We start from the raw sequence: 21,522 nt of genomic DNA, 5'->3' as shown, positions 1-21,522 counted from the left end.
CGGCTCAAGGGGCGGCCGCACGGTTGCGGCACGGCGAAGCACCGCCGAGGGAACCGATCCGCCCCTCCCGCCGTTCCTGCCGCACCGCAGCCGGGTGACGGAGGAGGCGTGACGAGACGCGTGGGTGGCCCCGGAGCCGGCTTGGCGCTGGCCCTGGTGGCGGCGTTGGCCGCCACCCTCGGCGGCGATCCCGCGCCGGCGAGGCCGCGGCCGGACACCGCGAAGGCGGCTCCCTGGCCGCCGCTGCCCGTTCCGCGGCCGGCCCTGCCGGAGGAGCCGGCGCCGGGCACGCCGCCGGCGAAGCCGAGCCTGCCGCAGACGGTCGCGCCGGCAACCCCTGTGCCGTCGGCATCCCAGCCCCCGGCGCAGACCTGCCTGCAGCGTCTGGTCGATGGCGGCGCGAGCGCATCCGCCGCGGTTCCGGCCCCGCAGCCCGACCCCGCCTGCACCGTCGCCGATCCCGTCCGGCTGACGGCGCTCGCCGTCGGCGACGGCCGGCAAGTGGCGCTGCCCGATGCTCCGGTGATCGCCTGCGCCATGGCCGAGACCTTCGGCGATTTCGTGCGCGAGGCCCTGGCGCCGCTCGCCCGCGGCACCTATGGCAGCGAGCTCACCGCGGTGGCGACGGGACCGGGCCTGGAATGCCGGCCGCGCAACCATGTCGACGGCGCCAGGCTGAGCGCCCACGGCAACGGCCTGGCGCTCGACATCGAGCGCCTGACGCTGGCGGACGGGCGCATCGTCCTGGTCGGCCGTCCGGCCGGACCGCAGGACCAGCCCTTCGACCGGGCCGCGCGGGCGGCCGGCTGCGGCTATTTCCACACCGAGCTCGGCCCGGGCTCCGACAGCTTCCATGCCACCCACTGGCATTTCGACCTGCAGCCGCGCGGGGCGAAGGGCCAGTCGAAATTCTGCGAATAGCGCAGGCGGGCGGCCTTTGCGCAGGGCCGCCGCAGCGCCTATGTCAGAGCAGCGCCCATTCCCCTGAACCCGAGCGAGCCCGATGCCAGCCGACAATCCTCTCCTCGCGACCTGGTCGACGCCGTTCGGCGCCCCGCCGTTCCAGGCGATCGCACCGGAGCATTTCCAGCCGGCCTTCGAAGCGAGCCTGGCGGCGCACCGGCAGGAGATCGATGCGATCGCCGCGGATCCGCAGGCGCCGAGCTTCGCCAACACCATCGTGGCGCTGGAGGCCAGCGGCCGGCCGCTGCGCCAGGTCAGCGGCGTGTTCTACAACCTGACCGGCGCGCACACCAACGACGCCCTGCAGGCGGTGGAGCGCGCGATCGCTCCGGTGCTGTCGCGCCATCGCGACGCGATCTACCTCGACGAGGCGCTGTTCCGGCGCGTCGACGACCTCTACGGGCGGCGCGGCACGCTCGGCCTCGACCCCGAGCAGGACCGGGTTCTGGAACGCTACCACACCGCCTTCCTGCGGGCCGGCGCCGGCCGGCCGGCCGAGGTCAAGACGCGGCTCGCCGCCATCGGCGAGCGCCTGGCCTCGCTCGGCACCCGGTTCGGCCAGAACGTCCTCGCCGACGAGAAGGACTGGACGCTGGTGCTGGAGGGCGAGCAGGACCTCGCCGGCCTGCCCGACGCGCTGCGCGAGGCCGCGGCGCAGGCCGCCGCCGACCGCGGGCTCGAAGGCCGGCACGTCATCACGCTGTCGCGCTCCTCGATCGAGCCCTTCCTGCAGTTCTCGACGCGGCGCGACCTGCGCGAGCGGGCATTCAAGGCCTGGCTCGCCCGCGGCGAGGGCGGCGGCGCCACGGACAATCGCGGCATCATCGCCGAGATGGTGGCGCTCAGGGCCGAGCGCGCCGCGCTGCTCGGCTATGACAGCTTCGCGCAGTTCCGCCTGGCCGATTCCATGGCGCGGACACCGGAGGCGGCCATGGGCTTGCTGCGCTCGGTCTGGACGCCGGCGCGGGCCCGCGCCCTGGAGGAGCGGGCGGCCCTGCAGGCGCTGGCCGCGGCCGAGGGTGGCAATTTCGACATCGAGCCGTGGGACTGGCGCTTCTACGCCGAGCGCCGGCGCAAGGCCGAGTTCGACCTCGACGAGGCGGAGATCAAGCCTTACCTGCAGCTCGACCGCATCATCGCGGCCGCCTTCGCCACGGCGAGCCGCCTGTTCGACCTTCATTTCACCGAGCGCTTCGACGTGCCGACCTACCATCCCGACGTGCGGGTGTTCGAGGTGACGGACGCGCAGGGCCGCCTCGTCGGCCTCTTCCTCGGCGACTACTACGCCCGGTCCTCCAAGCGCAGCGGCGCCTGGATGAGCGCCTTCCGCACCCAGGAGAAGCTCGGCGGCGACATCCGCCCGATCATCGTCAACGTCATGAACTTCGCCAGGGCGGGCGAGGGGCGGCCGACGCTGCTTTCCTTCGACGATGCCCGCACCCTGTTCCACGAGTTCGGCCATGCCCTGCACGGCCTGCTCTCGGACGTCACCTATCCCCTGATCGCCGGGACGAACGTGGCGCGCGACTTCGTCGAGTTCCCCTCCCAGCTCTACGAGCATTGGCTGGAGCAGCCGGAGGTCCTGCGGGAATTCGCCGTGCACCACCGGACCGGCGCGCCCATGCCCGCGGCGCTGCAGGAGCGGCTCCTGGCGACGCGCACGTTCAACCAGGGTTTCGCCACGGTCGAATATGTCGCCTCGGCCCTGGTCGACCTCGAAATGCACCTGCTCGACGGCTCCGAGGCGCTGGACGCCGGCGCCTTCGAGGCCAGGGTGCTCGGCGAGATCGCCATGCCCGCCGGCATGGTGATGCGCCACCGCCTGCCGCATTTCCAGCACGTCTTCGCCGGCGACGGCTATTCCTCGGCCTATTACAGCTATCTCTGGTCGGAGGTGCTCGACGCCGACGGCTTCGGCGCCTTCGAGGAGGCGGGCGGCATCTTCGACGCCGCCACATCAGCGCGCCTGCGCGAGGAGGTCTATGCCGCCGGCAACCGGCGCGAGCCCGAGGCGGCCTACCGCGCCTTCCGCGGCCGCGACCCGGACCCGGGGGCCCTGCTCAGGAAGCGCGGGCTGCCGGAGCCTGTTCGCTGAGTCCGGTGATCATCGACACGATCTCGTTCTTGTCGGTGCTGCCGGTGTCGCGCACGCCGATCTGGCGGCCGCGCCGCAGCACGCAGATCCGGTCGGCGAGGCGGAACACCTGGTCGAGGCTGTGGCTGATGATCAGGATCGGCAGGTTGCGCGCCTTGAGGCCCTGGATGATCTGCTCGACCTTGGCGGTCTCCGCCACGCCGAGCGCCGCCGTCGGCTCGTCCATCAGCACCAGCTTGGAGGCCCAGTGCGTCGCCCGGGCGATGGCGACGCCCTGGCGCTGGCCGCCGGATAGCTCGCGGATCGCCGCCCGGGCCGAGGGAATGCGCACGTCGAGCTCCTTCACCAGCGCTTCTGTCTCGGCCATCATGCGCCTGCGGTCGAGCCGGCGGAGCGGGCCGCGGGTCAGCTCCCGGCCGAGGAACATGTTCATGTAGACCGGCTGGCGGTCGGCGAGCGCCAGGTCCTGGTAGACGACCTGGATGCCGAGCGCCTGGGAGGTGCTGGGATCGCTCATCGCCACCTCGACCCCGTCCACCGCGATGCGGCCGGCCGAGGGGCGTTCGACGCCGGCGATGATCTTGACCAGCGTCGACTTGCCGGCGCCGTTGTCGCCGACCAGCGCCACCACCTCGCCGGCGCGGATGTCGAGGCTGAAATTCTCGATCGCCACCACGCCGCCGAAATGCTTCTGGATGCCCTGCAGGGACAGGACGGCCGGTCCCTGCGCTGTCGTTCCGGTCATGGCGCCCTCACTGCGGCCAGTCGGCCGGGCGGCCGAACGCGTCATGGATGGTCTCGACCGCCGGCTCGCCCTTCGACAGGCCGGCCACGCCGACGACATAGGCGCGGGTGACGAAGGCCTGCGGGCGGAAGCCGAACACGACGCTGTCGCCGACGCGCGGCTTCACCGGGCCGGTCGCGTCGATCATGCCGTAATAGTCGATCGAGGCCGGCCCCGGAATCTCGACCGGCGCCAGGCTGGCGACGGTCGGCTCGCGCGCCACCACCGCCCGGATCTGGTAGTCGGGGAAGACGGGATCGACATAGAGGCCGCCGCCGAAGCAGAAGGCCTCGCCGCCGGTGAGGTGCGAGACCTCGCTGAGATAGACCACGGCCGGCAGCTCCGGCAGGTCGCGCACCGCATGCAGCGGCGTCGTGCCGGTGAGGCCGTGGCCCGGCTCGATCTGGGTGGCGCCGGCCTCGGCCAGCGCCGGCAGGATCTCGGCGGAGGTGGTGCCGGGCGTGTTGATCTCGATGCCGCTGCGGCCCGTCCTCGCCAGGGCCTCGGCCGCGTCGAACAGGGTGGCGAGGTTGGGCGTCGGCTTCACCTGCCCGAGGGCATGATCGAAGAGCTGCGCGGGGAAGGTGGTGAGGCCGGCAAAGCGTGCGCCCGGCGTCGCGTCGAGCGCATCGGCGACGGCCGGGATGTCGGCGGCGGCGAATCCGCCCTCGTGACCGCGATAGAAGGTGTCGCCCGGGGCGACGATGCGGGCGAGCAGGGCCTGGGTGCGGCCGCGCCGCGCCGCGGCGGCGCCGGCCTCGGCCGCCTTCTCGCGGTTGAACACCGTCCAGTGGTCCGGCGCCAGGGCGGCGACCGCGTCGGCCTCGAAGCGCGGCACCTGGACGAGATGGCCGACATGGCCGAGGCCCATGCCCGCCCGGTGCGTCGCCCGCGCGCATTCGACGTCGACGGCCACCGCCTTGGCGATGCCGCCGCGCGCCACCGCCCGGCAGAAGGAGCCGTTGCGGCCCATCTGCTTGGTCATGGCATAGGCCTTGAGGCCGTGCCTGGCGGCGATGCCGGCGATGTGGCGGGCATTGGCCTCGACCGCGTCGAGGTCGATGACATAGCTGTTGGCGGGCAGGCGGCCGGCCTGGTGGAGGGCGATGGCCTGCTCGATGAGCGCCGGGTTGCGGCGGCGGATGAGGTCGAGGAACATGGCTTGTCTCCGAATCAGCGGTCGGGTTCGCGCAGGGTCAGCGCCACCGCCACGAGGATGATCAGGCCGCGCGCGATCATCTGGTCGGAGGGCTGGTAGCCCATGAGGATCAGCCCGTTGTTGAGCACGCCCATCAGCAGCGAGCCGATGAGGGCGCCGAGGATCGAGCCGGCGCCGCCGTTGAGGCGGGTGCCGCCGACGATCACCGCGGCGATGACGGTGAGGAGGTCGGCTTCGCCGAGGGTGTAGCGGGCTCCGTGCAGCCGTCCGGCATAGAGCAGCCCGGCGAGGGCGGCGAGCATGCCGCTCAGCACCAGCACGGAAAAGCGCAGGCGCAGCACCTTGATGCCGGTGGCCCGCGCGGCGCGGGCGCTGTCGCCGACCGCGTGGACATGGGCGCCGAAGCGGGTCTCGCGGAAGACGAAGGCGCCGACGGCGACGGCCGCGACGGTCCACAGGATCAGGGACGGGATGCCGAACAGCGTGCCCGACCCGAACAGGCCGTTGTAGACGTCGTTGGTGATCGGCACGGATTGCAGGTTGGTGAGCCGCCGGGCGACGCCGGCGAGGATGCCCATGGTCGCCAGCGTCACCAGGAAGGAGGGCAGGCGCGCATAGGCGACCAGGGCGCCGTTGAGGGCGCCGATGGCGGCGCCGGCGCCGAGGCCGACGGCAACGCCGGCCGGCCATGGCCAGTCGCGCAGCACCACAGCGGCGAGGAGGGCGGAGATCGCCACCACCGAGCCGATCGACAGGTCGATCTCGCCGGCGGTCAGCACGAACACCATGCCGACGGCCATCACCGTCACCGGCGCGGTCTGCTGCACGATGTTGAAGAGGTTGCCGGGGGAGGCGAACCCGTCGTCGCGCAGCACGACGAGGAACACCGCGAAGATGGCGAGGAAGCCGAGATAGATGACGTAACGGCCGGGGTCGACGCGTTTGAGGGAAGCCAGCATGGGCGCTCCAGGGCGGCTGCGGAGGCGGCAGGGCAGGGGCGGGCCGGTGCCCGCCCCGCTCCGTCAGGGGGCGGCGAGGGTCGGCGGCGGATCGCGGTGCAGCGAGCGGTTCCAGCCGTCCTTGAGATTCGCCTTGGTCACGGCGATGGCGTCGACGGCGTAGAACGGCGCGGTCTTCTCGCCGATCAGGCCGGCCGCCGCGGCGCGCGCCGCCGTGACGCCGATCTGGTAGGCCTCGTCCGCCACGATGGCGGCGACGTTGCCGCCCTTGACCATGTCGAGCGCCAGCGGCTCGGAGAGGTCGAGCGTGACGATCCTCGTGTGGGTGTTGCCGGCGTTGCGCAGCGCCGCCAGCACGCTCTCGGCCGGCTCGGCCCAGGTGACGTAGATGCCGTCGAGGTCGGGGTGCTTGGCGACGAGGGCATTGGCGATGTCCTCGGCCCGGGTCGGGTCGGCCAGGCCCTGCTCGGCGACGATCTCGATGCCCTTGTAGCTGTCGAGGATCGTCTGCTTGAAGCCGCGGTCACGCTGGTTGGTGACGTAGAAATCGGCGTCGTGGAAGACGTAGCCGATCTTGCCCTTGCCGTTCAGCGCGGCGCCCATGGCGTCGCCCGCCCGCTTGCCCATCTGGGACAGGTCGTCGGAGACCACGGCGACATAGTCCTTGCCCTGCTCGTAGCCCTTGGGCGAGTTGTCGACGAAGACCAGCGTCACGCCGGCGTCCCGGGCCGGCTTGTAGGCCTCGGGCGCGGTCTCGGGGTCGACGGGCAGGGAGAGGATGGCGCTCGGCTTCTTGGCCATCACCGTCTCGACGTCGCTCTTCTGCTTGGCGGCGTCGAAGCCGGCGTCGGTCTGGGCGACGACGGCGATGCCGAGGCGGGCGAACTCGTCCTTCGCCCCCTGGTTGACCGCCGTGGTGTAGTCGGAGGAGGTGTGCCAGACCAGGGCGGCGGTGAAGCCGCCGGCCTTGACCTTGGCCTCCTGCTCGGGCGTCAGGGTGAGGCTCTTGGCGGGCGTGGCGCTCTCGCCGTGCGGCCCCCTGGTGGCCGCGACCTCGGCTCGCAGCGGCGAGGCGAGGGCGAGGAGGGCGGCGAGGCCGGCCGAGGCCAGGAAGGCGCGGGAGTGGTTCATGATTGTCGTCCCTGTGGATGAGGATCGCCTTGGACTTCGGTCCCGGCCGGATGGCGTGCGCCGGCCGGGTTTGCCGGCGTTGCGACGTTACTTGGCCGCGTCGAGGATCGACTGCGGCGCCGGGCGATGCAGCGAGTCCTGCCAGCCCTGGACGACGTTCGCCTTGGTGACGGTCAGCACCGGCGCGACGATGAAGGCGGGCGCCGGCTTGCCGAGGAGGCCGTAGCCGGCGGCCGCCGCCATGGCGCGGCCGAGCTCATAGGCCTTGTCGGCGGCGATGGCGGCGACGTTGCCGCCCTTGACCATGTCGAGGCCGACGGGCTCGGAGAGGTCGAGCGTGACGACCTTGGTCCGGCTGTTGCCGGCGGCGCGCAGGGCCGCAAGCACGCCTTCGGCCGGCTCGGCCCAGGTGACGTAGATGCCGTCGAGGTCGGGGTTCTTGAGGAGGATGGCGTTGGCGATGTCCTCGGCCCGGGCCGGGTCCGAAATGCCCTGCGACGCCACGATCTTGATGTCGGGGTAGTCCTTCTCGATCGTCGCCTTGAAGGCGTTGTCGCGCTGGTTGGTCACGTAGTACTGGGCGTCGTGATAGATCCAGGCGATCTTGCCCTTCCGGCCGATGGCCTCGGCCAATCCGTCGGCCGCGTGCTTGCCCATCTCGTAGAGGTCGTCGGTGACGATGGCGACGTAGTCCTTGCCCTGGACGAAGTCCTTGGGCTTGTTGGACAGGAGCACGATCTTGACGCCCGAGGCGACGGCCGGCTTGAACGCCTCGGCCGCGGTGACGGGATCGAGCGGCAGGGCCAGGATGGCGCTCGGCTTCTTGGCCAGGATGGTCTCGACGTCGCTCTTCTGCTTGGCGGCGTCGAAGCCGGCATCGGTCTCGGCCACAACCGAAATGCCGAGGCGGGCGAACTCGTCCTTGGCGCCGGCGGTGACCGCGTTCACGAAATCCGACGACGTGTGCCAGAGCAGGGCGGCGGTGTACTTGCCCTCTTTCAGCTTGGCGGCCTCGGCGTCCGACAGCGTCACGGCGCTCGACGGCGTCGCCGCCTCGCCGCCGGGGCCGACGGTGCCGTCGGCCAGCGCCGGGCCGGCCGCGGCCAGCAGGCCGGCTGCGGCGAACGCCGCGATGATGGATGTCCTGAACATGGCAAGCTCCCTCTGTTGCGGCCTTGGCGGCCGTTCGTCACGCGGATGGTTCGCCGAAGGCGGCGAGGAAGGCGGCGAAGGCGACGATGCCGTCGAGATACTCGTCGACGATCACGTGCTCCTCGAGCGTGTGGCAATTGGCGATGTCGCCGGGCGCGCAATAGACCGTGGGCACGCCCAGCCGGTTGGCGAGGAAGGGCGCCTCCGACCAGTAGGGCGCGCCCCGGATGGCGCCGCGGTCGGGCCGCACCGCCTGCACCGCCTGCGCCAGGAGGCGGACCTCCGGCAGCTCCGGCGACACCTCGGTCGGAGTGCCGCCGACCGGATGGTCGCGGCCGGAGGGATAGGCCAGGGTCACCTGGATGGCAGGATCGACCGGCGCGGCGCGCACCGCCGCCTCCAGGCCCGCCACGGCGTCGTCGAGGCTCTCGCCGGGCAGCAGCTTGAGGATGAGGCTGATGCGGCACTCGCCGGGCACGGCGATGTAGCCGCCGCCCTGGATCGCCGTCACCAGGAGGAAGGGCCGGCCGACCAGGGCGTGCGGCGCCCGCGCCTCGAGCGCGGCGGAATGGGCGAAGAGGGCGGCGAGGATGACGTGCGCCGCCTTCAGCGCGTCGACGCCGGTCTCCGGCACGCCGAAATAGGCCGAGCGCCCGGTGACGGCGATGTCGCAGATCAGGAAGCCCATCTGGGCGGTGAACAGGTCGAGGCGGGTCGGCTCGACATAGACCGCAAAGTCGGGGCGCGGCCCGGCGCCGGCTTCGATGCCGGCGGCGAGCGCCTTGATGCCGGCGCTGACGCCGGTGCCGGGCTCGCCGCCCTCCTCGTCGCCAATGAAGGCGAAGAGGAGATCCGCCGGCGGCCTGAGCCCGGCCCGGGCCAGCAGGCGCGCAGCCGAGAGCGTGGTTGAGATGCCGGCCTTGAGGTCGCCGCTGCCGCGGCCCCAGATGGCCCCGTCGACGATGGCGCCGCCGAACGGGTCCTCGCGCTCGCTGCCGGCCCAGCGCTCGGCCCAGCCGCGCACGTGCACGGTGTCGGTGTGGCCGACGAGGAGCAGGCGCCGGACGCCCGGGGCGCCGGGCAGGAGCCCGGTGACGTTCGGCCGGCCCGGCGCGAACTCCGTCACGGTCACCGCCTCGGCGCCGAGGCCGCGCAGCTCCCCGGCGAGCAGCGCCGCGAAGGCCGCTTCCTCGCCGGTCACGCTCGGCGTGCCGATGGCCCGCCGCAGCAGGCCGACGGCGGCCTCCTCATCCAGGGCGCCCCGCAGGCGGGCGATCAGCGCAGCATCGATGGTCATTCCGCCGCCCTCGCGAAAGGAGTTCCGGGCAAGGCCAGGTCGCCCGGCAGGTCCGGGATGCCGAAGAGCTGATTGTGCAGCCGGTTGACGGCCAGGGATACCGCGCCGATCAGGCCGGCCCGGCTGCCGAGGTCGCTGGCATGGACGCGCACGGGGCGGGCGAACAGGCTCGCCGCGGCGCCGCGCACGCGCTCGATCAGCTCGGGACGCATGCCGATGCTGCCGCCGAGCACCACCACCTCGGGATCGGCGATGGCGTAGAGCGCCGTGACGGCGAGCGCCACGTGCCACGCCGTCCCGTCGAGCGCGCCGGCGGCAGCCGGGTCGCCGTCGGCGAGGCGGGCGAAGACGTCGCGCACGCTGGCCGCCGGCGTCGGCGACAGCGCATCGTAGCGCTGCAGGATGCCGGCGGCGCCGACCTCCAGCTCGAAGGTGCCGACGGCGCGGGCCTGCGGCGAGGCGAGGTCCGAGCCGATGGGCAGATAGGCGATCTCGCCGGCCGCGCCGGTGGCCCCGCGCACGAGCTTGCCGCCGACGATCAGGCCGAGGCCGACGCCGGTGCCGAGCGCGATGAAGCCGGCATTGGCGCAGCCGCGGGCGCAGCCCTTCCACGCTTCGCCCAGCATGGCGAGATTGACGTCGTTCTCCATGGTCACCGGCTGGCCGAAGCGCTCGCCGAGGGCATGCCTGACGTCGAAATCGGAAAGCCCCTGGATGTTGGGGACCAGCGAGATCGCGCCGCGGGCCGGGTCGATGACGCCCGGGGTCCCGACGACGACGCTGCGAAGCCGGGCGATGTCGATGCCCTGCCGCTCCGCGAGCCGCAGGGCCAGGGCATGGATCTGCTGGAGGACATGGTGGCCGCCGCGCGGATCGGTGGGCTCGGTATCCTCGGCGATGACGGTGCCGAGGAGGTCGGCGAAGGCGGCCGTGACCTTGGTGCCGCCGAGATCGACGCCGAGCGAATAGGCCGCATCCTTGGCGATCTCATACGTGACGGCGGTGCGGCCGACGCCGCCACGGGTGACCCCGACGGAGCCGACCCAGCCTCCGGCTTCGAGGTCGGCGATGACCTGCGACATCGTCTGCTTGGACAGGCCTGTCGTCCGGGCGAGGTCGGCGCGTGAGATCGGGGCCTGCGCCAGCAGCGCCTCCGCCACCAGGCGGCGCGAGAATTGTCGAGCCAGGGACGAGGTGTCTTGCAAGGCCGACCCTATTGGTTCGTTCCGATGACGAACTAATAGGGTCGGCGACAAGCCCTGTCAATGCGTCGCGGCTCATCCGGCCTTGCGCCTCGGCCGCTGGATGGAGGTCCCGGCGTCTCCGGGGTCCTCGACCGCCGGGCGCGGTGGCTTCTGCGGGCGCGGCTTGGCGTCCGTGATCGGCGGCGCCGCGTTGTAGGCGTGGGACAGGTGGTCCCGCATGATGGTCGCGGCCCGCTCCAGGTTGCCCGCGACCACGGCGTCGATGATGGCGATATGCTCCTGGCACCAGTCCCGCACGCGCCGGCGGTTGCCGTACCCGCTGAATTCCAGGAGGCGCCGCAGCCGGTTCTGCTGCTGGATCGCCTGGAGGAAGAAGATGTTGCCGGTAAATTCGGCGAGCATCTCGTGGAAGGTCGCGTCGGTGTCGAACAGCTGCATGGCGTCGACGGCAGCGATGTCGGGGTGCGACACGAGATAGAGATGCTGCAGCCGCGAGCGCTCGAGCATCGCGGCATCGGGCTTGAACGTGTGCAGCAGGAGCCCGGTCGGTTCCAGGGTCAGGCGAAAGTCGTAGCTGCTGCGCAGCGCGATCATGGTGTCGAGGGTCGGCAGGAAGGTCCAGCCATGGCCCTTGTTGCGGGCGACGAGGCCGTCTTCCGCCAGGCGCGACAGCGTCCGCAGCAGCGCCACCCGGTCGACGTCGTAGCGGCGCGCGATGGCGCTCTGGGTCAGGGAGTTGGGAATGACGCCGGCCAGGCGATCGCGCACGAGGCGCTGATAGAGCTCCTGGTCGACGGTCGCCGGCACTTCGATCTCGATGCGCTGCAGGGCATCGAAGGGCTTGGCCAGGAAGAAGCCCTGGTTTTTCCGCGTCTCGACGATGCCGCGCTCCGCCAGCAGCGTCAAAGCCGCCCGGACCGGCGTCCGCGAGACCTTCAGGAGATCGCCGAGCTGCTGCTCGCGCAAATGATGGCCAGGTTCGAACCTGGCATCGCGGATGAGATCGAGGATCTGGTTCGCGATGCGATAGCGACTTTGGCTGGGCGAATTCGCCATTTCGTCCGCTTCGGTGTGCAGGGCGTATTGTCAGACCCTATCGATACAATGCCGCCTTCGCATTTCAAACCGCGGCAGAGGCCTTGCCTGCCCCAAAATTGTGCATCGATGCCCACCGTTGCAGCTTGACAGCATGGCGCTGCAGGTTTGTACATAATGTGGCAAAAAGAGCAATATAGCTCGTTCAACAGGGGATCGTCATGCTGCGTGGAATCCTTGCCGCCTTGATTGCCTTGCCGTGTGCGGGTGCCGCCATGGCTGCCGATCTCTCATCGGCGACGCTGGTCGAAAAGGGGAGCCTGACCTATGGCGTCGCGGCGAGCTTCGCGCCGTTCGAATTCCAGAAGGACGGCAAGCCGGTCGGCTTCGACATCGACATGATCGAGGCCCTGTCCAAGAAGCTCGGCGTCGAGGCCAAGCCGATGAACATGGACTTCCAGGGACTGATTCCCGCCCTGCAGGCCGCCCGCATCGACATCATCAATTCGGCCATGTACATCAACCCGAAGCGGGCGGAGCAGGTCGATTTCGTTCCCTATCTGAAGATCGGCAACCAGGTGCTCGTGCAGGCCGCGAACCCGGCCGGGATCACCGGGCGCGACGCCTCGCTGTGCGGCAAGACCGTCGCCGTCACCCTCGGCGCCATCGAGGAAATCTATGCGCGGCAGGACGACAAGCGCTGCAAGGACGCCGGCGCGGCCGGGGTCACCGTCCTGACGCTGCCGACAGGGCAGGATTCCTATCTGAGCCTGCGCCAGGGCCGGGCCGACGCGGCCTTCGACTCCACGCCCGGCGCCGTCGAGCTGCTTCAGAACAGCCCCGGCGTCTATGCGGTCGTCGGGCCGGAATTCGAGTCCAACACCCAGATCGGCATGGCGACCCGCAAGGGCGACAAGGCCATGGCGGATGCGCTGACGGCCGCGCTCAAGGAGATCGTGGCCGACGGGTCCTACAAGGCCCTGATCGCCAAGTGGAAGCTCCCGGCCTCCGTCGCCCTGTTCGACTGAGACGCCTGATATCCGACGAAAGCGGGCCGCCATGTCACTCGAACTCGTCTTCGACTATGTCGTGTCGCCCACTTTCGTCCGCGGCGCTGTGATGACGCTGCTGCTGACCGTCTGCTCCCTGTTTTTCGGCGTCCTCGTCGGCCTCGTCATCGCGCTGCTGCAGGACTCGAAGACGAAGGCCCTGCACGGCGTGACCCTCGCCTATCTCTGGCTGTTCCGCGGCACGCCGGTGCTGTTCCAGATCATCTTCGTCTACAACGTCCTGCCCTCGTTCGGCATCAGGCTGTCGGCTTTCGTCAGCGCCGTCCTGGCGCTCTCGCTCAACGAGGGCGCCTATATGGCGGAGATCCTGCGCTCCGGCCTGCAGGCGGTGAAGAAGGGCCAGCGCACCGCCGGCCTGGCGCTCGGCATGACCGGAGCGCAGGTGATGCGCTTCGTCGTCATTCCGCAGGCGGCGCGCGTCGTGCTGCCGCCGATCGGCAACCAGATGATCGGCATGCTGAAGCTGACGGCGCTGGTCTCGGCGATCGCGGTGCAGGAGCTGCTGCTGGTCGCCAACCAGACCGCGAGCGCCGATTTTCGCTATTTCGAGGCCCTGACCGCCGCCGGCATCTACTATCTCATGATGACCACGGTGTTCATGGGCCTGCTCAACCTCCTGGAGCGAGCCCTTGACCCCAAGAAGCGACAGAGGCGGCGCATGACCCTGACGGAGCGTCTGCTCGGCAGCGGCACATCGCCGGCGATCCGGTGAGCGAGGTCGCCATGCTCAGCCCGAACGCCGCCCCGCTCCTGGAAGTCATGGGCGTCAACAAGAGCTTCGGCTCGGTGCCGGTGCTCAAGGCCTGCTCGATCGTCGTCGATGCCAGGCAGACGGTGGTGATCATCGGCCCCTCCGGGTCGGGAAAGTCGACGCTGCTTCGCTGCATCAACCTGCTGGAGCCGGTCGACAGCGGCACTATCGTCTTCGAGGGCCGTGACATCACCGATGGGCGGAACGCCCATCTCGTCCGCCGCGAGATCGGCATGGTCTTCCAGAATTTCGAGCTGTTTCCGCACCTGTCGGCGGTCGAGAACGTCATGCTGGCGCCGGTCAAGGTGCTGGGCACCAGCCGGGCCGACGCCCATGACATCGCCTGCAGCCTGCTCGCCAAGGTCCGCATCCCGGAGAAGGCGGATGCGTTTCCCGACGAACTGTCCGGCGGCCAGCAGCAGCGCGTGGCCATCGCCCGCGCGCTGGCCATGAAGCCCAAGCTGATGCTCTATGACGAGCCGACTTCCGCCCTCGACCCGGAAATGATCCGCGAGGTGCTGGACGTGATGGCCGAGCTCAGCGCCGAAGGCATGACCAGCATCGTCGTGACCCACGAGATGGGCTTTGCCCGGCGTGCCGCCGACCACATCGTCTTCATGGAGCAGGGCGAGATCATCGAGAAGGCGCCGGGCCGAACCTTCTTCGGCGGCAGCGTCAACGAGCGGGCGCGCCGCTTCCTCGACCAGATCCTGCACTGAGATCGCCTGCCATGACCCGATCCCCCGACGCCGCCCGCATGAAGCGCGATCTCGCCGCCCTCGTCGGCATCAACACCGAGAACCCGCCGGGCCGCGAAATCGAAGCCGCGACCTTCCTGCACGGCCTGCTGGCCGAAGCCGGCTTCGACCTGACGATGAGCGAGTACAAGCCCGGCCGCGTCAACCTCGTCGCCAGGCTCGCCAACGGACCGGGATCCAGCTTCGCCTTCAACACCCATATGGACGTCGTGCCCGCGGGGGAGGGCTGGTCGTCGGACCCCTTCGCGCTGCGCGAGGCGGATGGCCGGCTCTACGGCCGCGGCACCTGCGACTGCAAGGGCCCGCTGATCGCCATGGTCGAAGCGCTGCGCATGCTCGCCGCCGACCGGTCCGCCTGGTCCGGCACGCTGCTCGGCGTGTTCGTCGCCGACGAGGAGATCGCCAGCGAAGGCGCCCGGTTCTATGCGGCCTCCCGTCCGCGCATCGACAATGCCGTCATCGGCGAGCCGACCTCCAATGCGACCTTCACCGCCCACAAGGGCAGCCTCAGGCCGGTCGTGCGCGTGCTCGGCGTCCCGGCCCATTCCGGCACGCCCGATCTCGGCGAGAATGCGATCTATCGCGCGGCCGAGCTGCTGGGCCTGATCCGGGAGCATCACCAGACCGTCGTCCGGCACCGCACCCACCCCCTGGTCGGCGCCGCCAGCCTGACGGTAACGCGCATCCATGGCGGACATGCCGACAACGTGCTGCCCGGCGCCTGCGACTTGCTGCTCGACCGCCGCATGGTCCCGGGCGAGGACGAGGCTGCGGCCAAGCGCGAGATCGCCGACCTGCTGCTGCTCGCGCATGAGCGCTTCGGTCTTCGCGCCGAGATCATCGACTATCGCGCGACCACCGGCGGGGCGACCGAGACCGCGCTCGATGAACCGATCGTGCAGGCGAGCCTTGCCGCCTGCCGCGCCCATGGCAAGGGCGATCCCGGTCCGTTCGGGTTCCAGGGCGCCTGCGACCTCGTGCATTTCCGCGAGCTCGGGGCGCAGGGCACGGTGATCGGCCCCGGCGCACTTGCCATGGCGCACAAGGCGGACGAGTTCGTACCGGTCGACGAGTTCCTGGCGGCGAGCCTGATCTATCGCGACGTGGCCCAGTCGATGTTGCGGCCGGAGCGGTAGGACCGTGCGCGTCTCGCTGCATCAGGCCGAGCTTCACTACGCCAACGGCGTCGTGCTGCACACGGCGTCGTCGGGCAGCGTGCCGCACCTGCACGAGCTCTATCTCCGTCTCGACGCCGGCGATGTCGTCGGCGTCGGCGAGATGCGTGCCAATATCGGCTATCTCAACCGCCTGTCGCCGGACGAGGTGACGGCGGAAGCGGTGGCGGCCGTCGCTGCGGTCGACTGGACATCGGACCCCGTCGAGCTTCTGGGCACGATGGAGCGCTGGGCCGCATCGCACTCCGCCCCGGTGCGGACGCTGATCGACGGCGCGCTACACGATCTCGTCGCCAAACGCGCCGGCCTGCCGCTATGCGCGTGGCTGAGCGGCCGCGGCATCGTGTCGGCCGATCATGCCTCCAACCAGACGCTGTTCTGGTCGCCCTTCGACACCTTCCTGGCCCAGGCGCAGGCCTATGTCGATCGCGGCTTCCGCGATCTCAAGGTCAGGGTCGCCGCCGGCGCGTTTTCGGAAGACCTGCGCCGGATCGCGGCGCTCCGGCAGCGTTTCGGCGACGGAATCCAGATCGCCGCCGACGCCAACGGCCAATGGACCGCGGACGACGCCCTGGAACACCTCCGGGCGCTGGCGCCCCATGACCTCGCCTATATCGAGCAGCCGATCGGGGCAGGGGACTGGGATGCGATCCTGGCCTTGGCCCAGGCCAGCCCCATTCCGGTCATGCTCGACGAGAGCGTCGCCTCGATCGGGGATGTCGAGCGGATCTGCGGCCTCAAGGGCCGGGTCTGGGCCCATCTCAAGCTGGTGAAGCTCGGCGGCATCGCTGCGACGATCGGCGCAGCCGGCCGCCTGGCGCAGGCCGGCGTCCCCTTCATGATCGGCCAGATGAACGAGGGCGGCGCCGCCACCGCCGCCGCTCTTCACGTTGCCTGCGCCTCGCAGCCGGCCTTCGCCGAGCTCTATGGCGCCGACGGCCTCGACGATGATCCGGCCCCGGGCATCGTCTACGCCGACGGGCAGGTTCGCGCCGGCCGCCAACCCGGCCTCGGCGTCGGTTTCGACGCCGCAAAAACTCAGCTTATTCGGGAGTTCTGACATGCAGACCAAGGGCGGCGTGACGCAGGGCGGGGAATCCGCTTTTGCCTCGAGCGAATATGACGGGCGCATCGGGCGAGCCCGCGAGCTGTTGTCGAAGGCCGGCATCGACGTCATGATCGTGACGTCGCCGGAAAACATCTTCTATCTCACCGGCCAGCAGACGCCCGGCTACTACACCTTCCAGGCGCTGGTGCTGCCGGTCGAGGGCGATCCGGTGTTCGTCATCCGCCAGCTCGAATATTTCAACTTCATCGCCAACACCTTCATCAGCGACGCCGAAATCTACCAGGACGGCGATGATCCGGTCGGCTTCCTGGTCGACCTGATCCAGAAGCGCGGCTACGCCGCCAGGCGCGTGGCGATCGACAAGCGCGGCTGGTTCCTGCCGGTGGCGGTCTACGAGACCCTGCGCGAAAAGCTCGGCACCATCCACGACGGCGCCCGGCTGATCGAGCAGCTGCGCGCCGTCAAGTCGCCGGCCGAGGTCGAGAAGATCGCCAGGGCCGCCAGCTATGTCGATCTCGGCATGCGCGCGGGCCAGGCCGCGGTGCGAGTGGGAGCGAGCGAGAACGACCTCGTCGCCGCCATGATGGGGAGCGCCATCGCGGCCGGTTCCGAATATATGGGCATGGAGCCGCTGGTCTCCGCCGGTCCGCGCACCGGCGTGCCGCACGGCACCTGGCGGCGGCGGCGGATCGAAGCCGACGAGCCGGTGTTCCTGGAAATGGCCGCCTGCCATGACCGCTACCACGCCGCGCTGATGCGCTCGGCCTGGGTCGGCGCCGTCCCGGCCGAAGCGGTGGAGATGGAGAAGGCCTGCCAGGAGGCCCTGCAGGCCGCGCTCGACGCGATCCGCCCCGGCGCGACCTGCGAAGCCCCGCATCTCGCCTGCCAGAAGGTGATCGACCGGGCCGGCTACACCGACAATTTCCGGAAGCGCACCGGCTATTCCATCGGCATCTCCTTCGCGCCCGACTGGGGCGAGGGCGCCATCCTCAGCCTCTACACCGGCGTCACCACGCAATTGCAGCCCGGCATGACCTTCCACATCCCGCCGGCGCTGCGGATCTACGGCCGGTTCACGGTCGGGGTCAGCGAGACCGTGGTGGTCACCGAGACCGGCTGCCGGGTGCTCGGAACGATCCCGCGCCCGCTGCAGCGGATCGCCGCCTGAGGCCCCAATTCGGAAGGACGGGACGATGAAGGACATCACGGAATGCCGTGAACGGCTGCACGGCATTTTCAACATCACCGTGACGCCGTTCACGGCGGAGGGGGCGTTCGATCTCGATGGTCTCGCCCGCAGCGTCGAGCGGGTGATCGGGCTCGGCTTCGACGGCATCCTGATCGGCGGCACCTATGGCGAATTCCCCGCCATGTCGAGCGAGGAGCGGGCGGACCTGTTCCGCTTCGTCATGGGCGTCGTCGCCGACCGCGTCCCGGTGATGCTGTGCAGCGCCGGCTCGGACGCCCGCGTCGTGCGCGACCTGACCCGGCTGGCGGGCGACCTCGGCGGCCTGCCGATGGTGACGCCGCCCTTCGTGTCCGAAGTGACGGACGAGCAGATCGTCGCGTTCTTCCGCGAGATGGCGCCTCTCTCGCGGACCGGCATCCTGGTCTACAACGCGCCCGGCATCGGCATCACGCTGTCGCCGCCGCTGCTGGAGCGCCTGGCGGAGATCCCCGGCGTCGCCGGCCTCAAGCAGGGCGATCTGACGCCGACGGCCATCGACCAGATCGCCAACCGGCTGCACGGGCGCCTGCGGCTGTTCTGCGCCTCGGACCTCGCCTTTCTCGGACCGATGATGGCCGGCTTCGACGGCATCAGCTCGACCAACAGCTGTGCCCTGCCGGAGTTGATCCTGGCGGCCTATCGCGCGATCGAACGTGGCGATGCCGCCACGGCACGCGATCTCCACCGCCTCTGGTATCCCTTCCGCGCCCTGGCCCGCAGGCACGGGCAGCCGCAGACGGCCAAGGCGGCGATGAACCTGCGCGGCTTCGACGGCGGCTTCGTGCGGCCGCCGCTGCTCGATCTCGGCAGGGACGAGACGGCCGAGGTCGCGGAAGTGGTGCGTGCCCTGTCGGGTGACGGCAGGTCCGGCATCCGGCTGGCTGCCTGAGCGTCGAGACGGGCAGCGGTCGCTCTCCGCCGCCCGTCCGCACGGGTCATGCCGTGCCGGCGGCCATGAGCTTGGCGCAGGCACGCTCGATCCGGGCGCAGGCCTCCCGCAGGATGGCGAGATCGACCGCGTAGGCGATCCGGACATAGGGCGAGGCGCCGAAGGCCGCGCCATGGATGACGGCGACATGCGCCTCCTCGAGGAGATAGGCGGCAAAATCGAGGTCGCTGCGGATCGTCTCGCCCGCGGGCGTGCGGCGGCCGATCACGCCCTGGCAATTGACGAAGGCGTAGAAGGCGCCGTCCGGGACGGAGCAGGCGAGGCCGGGCGTCCGGTCGATCGCGGCCAGCAGCAGGTCGCGTCGCTCGGCGAGCAGCGCCAGCCATTCGGACATGAAGGCCGTGCCGCCTTCGAGCGCCGCAATGGCGGCGGCCTGGGAGATGGAGCTCGGATTCGACGTGCTCTGCGACTGCAACGTCTGCATCGCGGCGATCAGCCAGGCTGGACCGGCGGCGTAGCCGATGCGCCAGCCCGTCATCGAATAGGTCTTGGAGACGCCGTTGACGGTCAAGGTTCGCGACTTGAGCCGCGGCTCGACCTCGGCGATCGTGACGAAGGCCGGTCCGTGACGGGTGTGCTCGTAGATGTCGTCGGCCAGGACGAGGACCCTCGGATGGCGCAGCAGCACATCCGCGAGCGCCTGGAGGTCCGAGCGCGACATGACGGCGCCGGTCGGGTTGTTCGGCGAGTTCAGGACGACCCAGCGCGTGCGTGGCGTGATCGCCGCCTCCAGGGCGTCGGGCCGCAATGTCCACCCGTCCGCCTCCCGGCAGGGCACGACGCGAACCGTGCCTTCGGCCAGCGCGACCATGTCGGGATAGGAGACCCAATAGGGCGCGGCGACGATCACCTCGTCGCCCGCCGCCACGGTTGCCAGCAGGGCGTTGAAGATCAGCTGCTTGGCCCCGGCGCCGGCGATGATCTCCGCATCCTCGTAGAGGAGGCCGTTCTCGGTGTGGAGCTTGGCACGGATCGCCGCCTTCAAGGCCGCGGTGCCGGCAACGGCGGTGTATTTGGTCTCGCCGCGCCGGATCGCCTCGATGCCTGCCTCCTTGACGTGAACGGGCGTGTCGAAATCCAGTTCGCCCTCGCCCAGATTGATGACGGCGTGCCCGGCAGCCGCGAGGGCTCGGGCCTTGTCGGAAATCTCGGCGGTCGGGGAGGGGCGGACGCCGCGCATCCGCGGCGCGAGCATATCGGTCGGCATTCCAGATCCTGTCGGCTGCGAAAAATGGATTGTACAATTTGATAATTATTATGCAATCAAATAAGCGGCGCGAGAAGCCGCTCGATGCGTTTCCCGCTCTCCGGAATCGGTGGCAATCGGCGAGCTCGCGAGGGCACGAAGGCGCATCGATCTGGGCACGAGTTTTGTATTATTGTGCCGATATGATCCTTTTCGTATGTCCGCAAACTGTGGAGGCGATGCCATGACCTTGACCGTCGTGGAGCATGACGCGTCGGAACCGGCGCTCTACGGCGCCATGGCGGCGATTGCAGCGCAAGCGCGCGGCGCTGCGCTGCTCCATCTGCCTGCGACGTTCGACACGCGGCGTCATGCCGATGCCGTCCAGCACGTCGCCGCGGCAGGGGCGCTGGTCGCGAGTGGCCTGGTCTGGCGCGAGCGGCTTGCCGGCGTGAGCGTCGATCCGGATGCGACGGTCGCGCAGATCCTTGAGCAGGCCCGGGGGCGGGAGATCGTCGTGCCGCATCATCCGGCGACCACGGCCGGAGGAGAGGATGTGGCCGATCTCGTGGCGCAGGCCGTCGCCACCGGCATGGCGGTTCGGCACATCCGCATCGGCCATGAGGGAGAAAGCCTGCGGTTTCTCGATCCGGCCTCAGGAGCGCCGCTCGAGGCGATGGGGGTCTGGAGCCGCGACCGGTTTGGTCGGCTCGGCTCCCGAGCCGAACCGTCCACGCCCCGCCGCGACGAGACCACCGTCCGTGTCGGCCTTGTCGGATCGCAGAGCGACCACCGCGACGTCTATCCCGCCGTCCTCGCCGCCCTGGGCGACGCCGCCGATGCCGAAGGCGTGGGCCTCGACGTCGTGTTCATCGACCCGCGAGACCTGCGCCGGCAGGACGTCGCCGCGGCCTTCGAGGGCATCGACGGCATCCTGCTGCCCGGGGGGGCGGACATGGTCAATGTCCCCGGTCAGATCCTGATGGCCCTGGGATCCCTGCGCTCGCGCACGCCGACGGTCGGTCTGTGCCTGGGCATGCAGACGATGGCCACCGCGGTGATCCAGGAGGCGCTCGGCTCGGACCGGGCCAGCCTGGCGGAAGCGGCTCCGTCGGCTCCGATCAAGACCTTCGTGCCGATGTCGGACGACGAGACCTTGCCGGTCCACAGGCTCGGCGAGCGGACGATCACGGTCGCGGCGGGCTCGCGGCTCGAAGCGCTGCTCGGCAGGAGCCCGAAGGTCCGCTGCAACCATCGCTACCGCCTCAACCCCGATCTGGTCCCCACGATCGAGGCGGCCGGCATGCGGATCACGGCGCATGATGGCAGCGGCACGATCGCCGACGCGGTCGAGCTGGCGGGCCACCCGTTCTATGTCGGCATGCAGGGGCACCCGGAATTGTCGTCGCGGTCCGGCGCGCCGCATCCGCTGCTGCGCGCTTTCGTCCAGGCGTCCCGTGCGCAGAAGCGCCTCTCCCGGCCGGGCAGGGGTGAGGGGGGAGTGGGCTGAACCCTCAGTGGTCGTCCGGAGACACCCTCAGCAGTCGTCGGCCCGA

The 21,522-nt window shown here is 70.3% G+C and carries 19 protein-coding genes; 10 read left to right on the top strand and 9 right to left on the bottom strand.

Annotated elements, in window-relative coordinates; translation table 11 throughout:
* Positions 1 to 108: 108 nt before the first annotated feature.
* On the top strand, positions 109 to 921 hold the full coding sequence (locus QO011_RS22650) for an extensin family protein (RefSeq protein WP_307276841.1): 813 nt from the start codon (positions 109 to 111) through the stop codon (positions 919 to 921).
* 82 nt (positions 922 to 1,003) lie between these two features.
* Complete coding sequence (locus QO011_RS22645; protein WP_307276838.1) at positions 1,004 to 3,058, top strand: M3 family metallopeptidase; 2,055 nt, start codon at positions 1,004 to 1,006, stop codon at positions 3,056 to 3,058.
* Here QO011_RS22645 and QO011_RS22640 read toward each other — a convergent pair.
* From QO011_RS22640 to QO011_RS22605, 8 genes are all read right to left on the bottom strand, one after another.
* Positions 3,024 to 3,803: an ATP-binding cassette domain-containing protein gene (locus QO011_RS22640; protein WP_307276835.1), complete on the bottom strand. Its 780-nt coding sequence runs from the start codon at positions 3,801 to 3,803 to the stop codon at positions 3,024 to 3,026. The two genes, QO011_RS22645 and QO011_RS22640, sit on opposite strands and share 35 nt — an antisense overlap.
* 7 nt (positions 3,804 to 3,810) lie before the next feature.
* Positions 3,811 to 5,001 (bottom strand): alanine racemase, encoded by a 1,191-nt coding sequence (locus QO011_RS22635; RefSeq protein WP_307276832.1) that lies wholly within the window; start codon positions 4,999 to 5,001, stop codon positions 3,811 to 3,813.
* 14 nt (positions 5,002 to 5,015) lie between these two features.
* Positions 5,016 to 5,960: an ABC transporter permease gene (locus QO011_RS22630; protein ID WP_307276829.1), complete on the bottom strand. Its 945-nt coding sequence runs from the start codon at positions 5,958 to 5,960 to the stop codon at positions 5,016 to 5,018.
* Between the two features lie 63 nt (positions 5,961 to 6,023).
* On the bottom strand, positions 6,024 to 7,091 hold the full coding sequence (locus QO011_RS22625; RefSeq protein ID WP_307276826.1) for a substrate-binding domain-containing protein: 1,068 nt from the start codon (positions 7,089 to 7,091) through the stop codon (positions 6,024 to 6,026).
* An 87-nt stretch (positions 7,092 to 7,178) separates the two neighbouring features.
* On the bottom strand, positions 7,179 to 8,243 hold the full coding sequence (locus QO011_RS22620) for a substrate-binding domain-containing protein (protein ID WP_307276823.1): 1,065 nt from the start codon (positions 8,241 to 8,243) through the stop codon (positions 7,179 to 7,181).
* A 37-nt stretch (positions 8,244 to 8,280) separates the two neighbouring features.
* Entirely contained in the window at positions 8,281 to 9,540 is a 1,260-nt protein-coding gene (locus QO011_RS22615; protein ID WP_307276819.1) for a M20 family metallopeptidase, read from the bottom strand.
* On the bottom strand, positions 9,537 to 10,745 hold the full coding sequence (locus tag QO011_RS22610) for an ROK family transcriptional regulator (RefSeq protein ID WP_307276815.1): 1,209 nt from the start codon (positions 10,743 to 10,745) through the stop codon (positions 9,537 to 9,539). Before QO011_RS22610 ends, QO011_RS22615 begins: the two co-directional genes overlap by 4 nt.
* Before the next feature lie 72 nt (positions 10,746 to 10,817).
* Positions 10,818 to 11,801: a GntR family transcriptional regulator gene (locus QO011_RS22605; protein WP_307276811.1), complete on the bottom strand. Its 984-nt coding sequence runs from the start codon at positions 11,799 to 11,801 to the stop codon at positions 10,818 to 10,820.
* 254 nt (positions 11,802 to 12,055) lie between these two features.
* Here QO011_RS22605 and QO011_RS22600 point away from each other — a divergent pair, with 254 nt between their 5' ends.
* From QO011_RS22600 to QO011_RS22570, 7 genes are read left to right on the top strand one after another with little or no spacing between them, the layout of a single operon-like run.
* Positions 12,056 to 12,808 carry an ABC transporter substrate-binding protein gene (locus tag QO011_RS22600; RefSeq protein ID WP_307276808.1) on the top strand — a complete coding sequence of 251 codons (753 nt, stop codon included), beginning with the start codon at positions 12,056 to 12,058 and terminating at the stop codon, positions 12,806 to 12,808.
* Positions 12,809 to 12,839: 31 nt separating this feature from the next.
* On the top strand, positions 12,840 to 13,562 hold the full coding sequence (locus tag QO011_RS22595; protein WP_307276805.1) for an amino acid ABC transporter permease: 723 nt from the start codon (positions 12,840 to 12,842) through the stop codon (positions 13,560 to 13,562).
* An 11-nt stretch (positions 13,563 to 13,573) separates the two neighbouring features.
* Positions 13,574 to 14,320 carry an amino acid ABC transporter ATP-binding protein gene (locus QO011_RS22590; RefSeq protein WP_307276803.1) on the top strand — a complete coding sequence of 249 codons (747 nt, stop codon included), beginning with the start codon at positions 13,574 to 13,576 and terminating at the stop codon, positions 14,318 to 14,320.
* An 11-nt stretch (positions 14,321 to 14,331) separates the two neighbouring features.
* Positions 14,332 to 15,495, top strand: coding sequence for a M20 family metallopeptidase (locus tag QO011_RS22585; protein WP_307276800.1), 1,164 nt, complete (start codon positions 14,332 to 14,334; stop codon positions 15,493 to 15,495).
* 4 nt (positions 15,496 to 15,499) lie between these two features.
* Positions 15,500 to 16,594, top strand: a complete 1,095-nt coding sequence (locus QO011_RS22580) for a mandelate racemase/muconate lactonizing enzyme family protein (RefSeq protein WP_307276797.1) — start codon at positions 15,500 to 15,502, stop codon at positions 16,592 to 16,594.
* A 1-nt stretch (position 16,595) separates the two neighbouring features.
* The gene (locus tag QO011_RS22575) at positions 16,596 to 17,771 is read left to right on the top strand and encodes a M24 family metallopeptidase (protein ID WP_307276794.1); all 1,176 of its coding nucleotides are present in this window, start codon (positions 16,596 to 16,598) and stop codon (positions 17,769 to 17,771) included.
* 25 nt (positions 17,772 to 17,796) lie between these two features.
* Positions 17,797 to 18,720, top strand: a complete 924-nt coding sequence (locus QO011_RS22570) for a dihydrodipicolinate synthase family protein (RefSeq protein WP_307276791.1) — start codon at positions 17,797 to 17,799, stop codon at positions 18,718 to 18,720.
* Positions 18,721 to 18,766: 46 nt separating this feature from the next.
* On the opposite strand, the gene QO011_RS22565 is transcribed toward QO011_RS22570, so the two are convergent.
* Positions 18,767 to 19,987, bottom strand: coding sequence for an aminotransferase class I/II-fold pyridoxal phosphate-dependent enzyme (locus tag QO011_RS22565; protein WP_307276788.1), 1,221 nt, complete (start codon positions 19,985 to 19,987; stop codon positions 18,767 to 18,769).
* A 109-nt stretch (positions 19,988 to 20,096) separates the two neighbouring features.
* Between QO011_RS22565 and QO011_RS22560 the strand changes: the two genes are divergently transcribed.
* Positions 20,097 to 21,476 carry a glutamine amidotransferase-related protein gene (locus QO011_RS22560; RefSeq protein WP_307276786.1) on the top strand — a complete coding sequence of 460 codons (1,380 nt, stop codon included), beginning with the start codon at positions 20,097 to 20,099 and terminating at the stop codon, positions 21,474 to 21,476.
* Positions 21,477 to 21,522: the final 46 nt, after the last annotated feature.

Origin of the sequence: Labrys wisconsinensis, from assembly GCF_030814995.1 — a bacterium.
In the GTDB taxonomy this organism is placed as follows: Bacteria; Pseudomonadota; Alphaproteobacteria; order Rhizobiales; family Labraceae; genus Labrys; species Labrys wisconsinensis.
The sequence above is the reverse complement of the archived record's forward strand: the minus strand, read 5'-3'. Positions and strand labels throughout refer to the sequence as shown.

What these genes read in the sequence shown, in the direction of transcription:
- QO011_RS22640 (WP_307276835.1), bottom strand. Translation starts at nt 3,803, where the DNA reads ATGACCGGAACGACAGCGCAGGGACCGGCCGTCCTGTCCCTGCAGGGC.
- QO011_RS22645 (WP_307276838.1), top strand. Translation starts at nt 1,004, where the DNA reads ATGCCAGCCGACAATCCTCTCCTCGCGACCTGGTCGACGCCGTTCGGC.
- QO011_RS22625 (WP_307276826.1), bottom strand. Translation starts at nt 7,091, where the DNA reads ATGAACCACTCCCGCGCCTTCCTGGCCTCGGCCGGCCTCGCCGCCCTC.
- QO011_RS22585 (WP_307276800.1), top strand. Translation starts at nt 14,332, where the DNA reads ATGACCCGATCCCCCGACGCCGCCCGCATGAAGCGCGATCTCGCCGCC.
- QO011_RS22635 (WP_307276832.1), bottom strand. Translation starts at nt 5,001, where the DNA reads ATGTTCCTCGACCTCATCCGCCGCCGCAACCCGGCGCTCATCGAGCAG.
- QO011_RS22605 (WP_307276811.1), bottom strand. Translation starts at nt 11,801, where the DNA reads ATGGCGAATTCGCCCAGCCAAAGTCGCTATCGCATCGCGAACCAGATC.
- QO011_RS22615 (WP_307276819.1), bottom strand. Translation starts at nt 9,540, where the DNA reads ATGACCATCGATGCTGCGCTGATCGCCCGCCTGCGGGGCGCCCTGGAT.
- QO011_RS22565 (WP_307276788.1), bottom strand. Translation starts at nt 19,987, where the DNA reads ATGCCGACCGATATGCTCGCGCCGCGGATGCGCGGCGTCCGCCCCTCC.
- QO011_RS22630 (WP_307276829.1), bottom strand. Translation starts at nt 5,960, where the DNA reads ATGCTGGCTTCCCTCAAACGCGTCGACCCCGGCCGTTACGTCATCTAT.
- QO011_RS22620 (WP_307276823.1), bottom strand. Translation starts at nt 8,243, where the DNA reads ATGTTCAGGACATCCATCATCGCGGCGTTCGCCGCAGCCGGCCTGCTG.
- QO011_RS22590 (WP_307276803.1), top strand. Translation starts at nt 13,574, where the DNA reads ATGCTCAGCCCGAACGCCGCCCCGCTCCTGGAAGTCATGGGCGTCAAC.
- QO011_RS22575 (WP_307276794.1), top strand. Translation starts at nt 16,596, where the DNA reads ATGCAGACCAAGGGCGGCGTGACGCAGGGCGGGGAATCCGCTTTTGCC.
- QO011_RS22570 (WP_307276791.1), top strand. Translation starts at nt 17,797, where the DNA reads ATGAAGGACATCACGGAATGCCGTGAACGGCTGCACGGCATTTTCAAC.
- QO011_RS22600 (WP_307276808.1), top strand. Translation starts at nt 12,056, where the DNA reads ATGGCTGCCGATCTCTCATCGGCGACGCTGGTCGAAAAGGGGAGCCTG.
- QO011_RS22595 (WP_307276805.1), top strand. Translation starts at nt 12,840, where the DNA reads ATGTCACTCGAACTCGTCTTCGACTATGTCGTGTCGCCCACTTTCGTC.